This is a genomic window from Candidatus Darwinibacter acetoxidans (assembly GCF_041936445.1).
GTDB lineage: Bacteria > Bacillota > Limnochordia > Darwinibacteriales > Darwinibacteriaceae > DTU010.
Window position 1 is genome coordinate 1 of sequence record NZ_JBHGXH010000099.1, and the last position, 1,872, is coordinate 1,872.

The following is a 1,872-nucleotide window of genomic DNA, read 5'->3' on the forward strand; positions in this document are numbered from 1 at the left end:
GCACCGTGTTCTTGCTCATCCGCGGGAGTTTTTTTTGAGTACCTGTTCTGCATCCTGGGGTCGGCGGTAATCCCGCGGATAGGGTTTCCCAAAGAACATGCCAAACGATTTGAGGATCCGCCGGACCTGGTCCAGACTGTAACTGACGCCGAACTGCGACTGGATCAGGCGCTGGACTTCGGCGGTTGTCCAGTCTTCTTTCTCCCGGAGTTTTTCAAGCAAAGCGGTTTTCTGCTCGTCAGTGAGTTTCGAAGGGTGGCCACCGGCATACTTCGGAACCAGCCCATCCGGCCCCTCCTCGTTCCAGCGTTTCTGCCAGTTGTAACCAGTCTGATGAGAGACCCCAACAGCTTCCGCAGCGTCGACAACGCTCATTCCCTTCTACCGTAGCCGAATAAACACGAGGCGCGGGATCACCTGGGGCAATCCTTTGGGGTGCTTGATCTGTTTATTCAGGACAGAAAGGGGAACGTGCCTGACGATCGCGATCTGTTCACGCCCAGCCATAGAGGTATGAGGAACTCAAGGTTCAAAAAAGGTAACTATTCAGGGCACCCGATGAGCCGCCGTCGGCATGAAGGGTGTTCCCTCAAACACCCTTCTCAGTTCCGGTAATACCGGGCGATCATGCTTCTTGATCGTCGATATGAATCCTCTGACCCTGCAGAAATTCATAGCCCCCTCCTCACTCCGGAATACTCCGGAGATCTTCTGTTTTAGCTTCATCATCCGAAGGTCTCTCTCGGCCTGATTGTTGGTGAAGGGGATGGTGAAATCCTTCATGAATACCAGGATCTCTTCCTGGTACTTGCGACAACGATCCAGGAGATTCTTTGCTTTCGACTGTTTCTTTCTCCCATGCTTTCCCTGTCCCCCTGGGGTCTCGGAGATTTTCGTTTCCTCCTCCGCTGCTTTGAGAATCTTCTGATACTGTTCTTCAAAGGCAGCGATTCTCTCCGGCGCGAGAATAGTCTCCTCTTCTTTTGCGCCATCCACCGCGGCTTTTATCCCGATGAGGAGGTTGCTCAGAGCTTCGCTCCACTGATGGTTGTAGTTCTCCGAGATCCCCCGGAGTTCGCGCAGGAGATGGGCGTTACAGATAGCATGATCACTGGTATACCTGAAGTATGGCGCCCAGAAGTCATGGATCATCGTTCCCTGGAATGCGGGCAGGATCCCCATGGCGTCGGTTGCTTGCGCTCCTCGTTTTCGATGGCACCCGTAGGAGGTGAGGAGGTCGGTACTGGCGACATGCAGCCAATGCCGCGTGTCGCCCACCCGCATGCTGGTTTCATCGACATGGAGAACCTGTGCATCTTGCAGGAGGTTTCGGGTATGTTCTTCAACTCCGGTCAGGTTTCGAGAGCACTCGCCCGTGATTGCAACCACAGTTGCCTGGCTCAACGAGTGGCCAAAGAGGTCAAAAACCATCTCAGAGGCTCGTTCATAGGGAAGCAGCTGGTAGATGCAGAAATAGACCAGGAGCGCCTTCAGGTTGATGCCATACTGCACGGGGTGCGCTACCTCGACAGGAAATTCAGTTGGGTGAAAAAACCCACAATGGGGGCACCGTTTGTGTTCTGCACGGTGTTCAGTCACGATAATCCGGGGAGGAGGTATGTCAAAAACCTGACGTCGTTCTACGACAGATGGGTCGACATGTTCCAGGGATGCCCCGCACCGGGAACAGGTGGAAGCAGTATGGACGATGACCACATCCGGGTTTGGAACAAACTGAAGGGTATGACCTTCGTGGCCCTTCTGACCACCCGGAGGGCGTTCACCCTTCTTCCGTGATGTTTTTGGTCGATGAAACCCATCCATCGAGGGAGGGCGACTGCTGTTGCGACTGTTCTGGTTCAACTGGGATTC

2 protein-coding genes are annotated in these 1,872 nt (G+C 54.2%); both read right to left on the minus strand.

The features are described from left to right. Positions 1 to 15: 15 nt before the first annotated feature. Positions 16 to 375, minus strand: a complete 360-nt coding sequence (locus ACE4YL_RS03275) for an IS630 family transposase (protein WP_461369205.1) — start codon at positions 373 to 375, stop codon at positions 16 to 18. A 171-nt stretch (positions 376 to 546) separates the two neighbouring features. Further along, complete coding sequence (tnpC, locus tag ACE4YL_RS03280) at positions 547 to 1,863, minus strand: IS66 family transposase (protein ID WP_461369206.1); 1,317 nt, start codon at positions 1,861 to 1,863, stop codon at positions 547 to 549. Positions 1,864 to 1,872 lie beyond the last annotated feature (9 nt).

Coding starts and splice junctions, on each gene's coding strand:
- ACE4YL_RS03275 (WP_461369205.1), bottom strand. CDS start 375: ATGAGCGTTGTCGACGCTGCGGAAGCTGTTGGGGTCTCTCATCAGACT.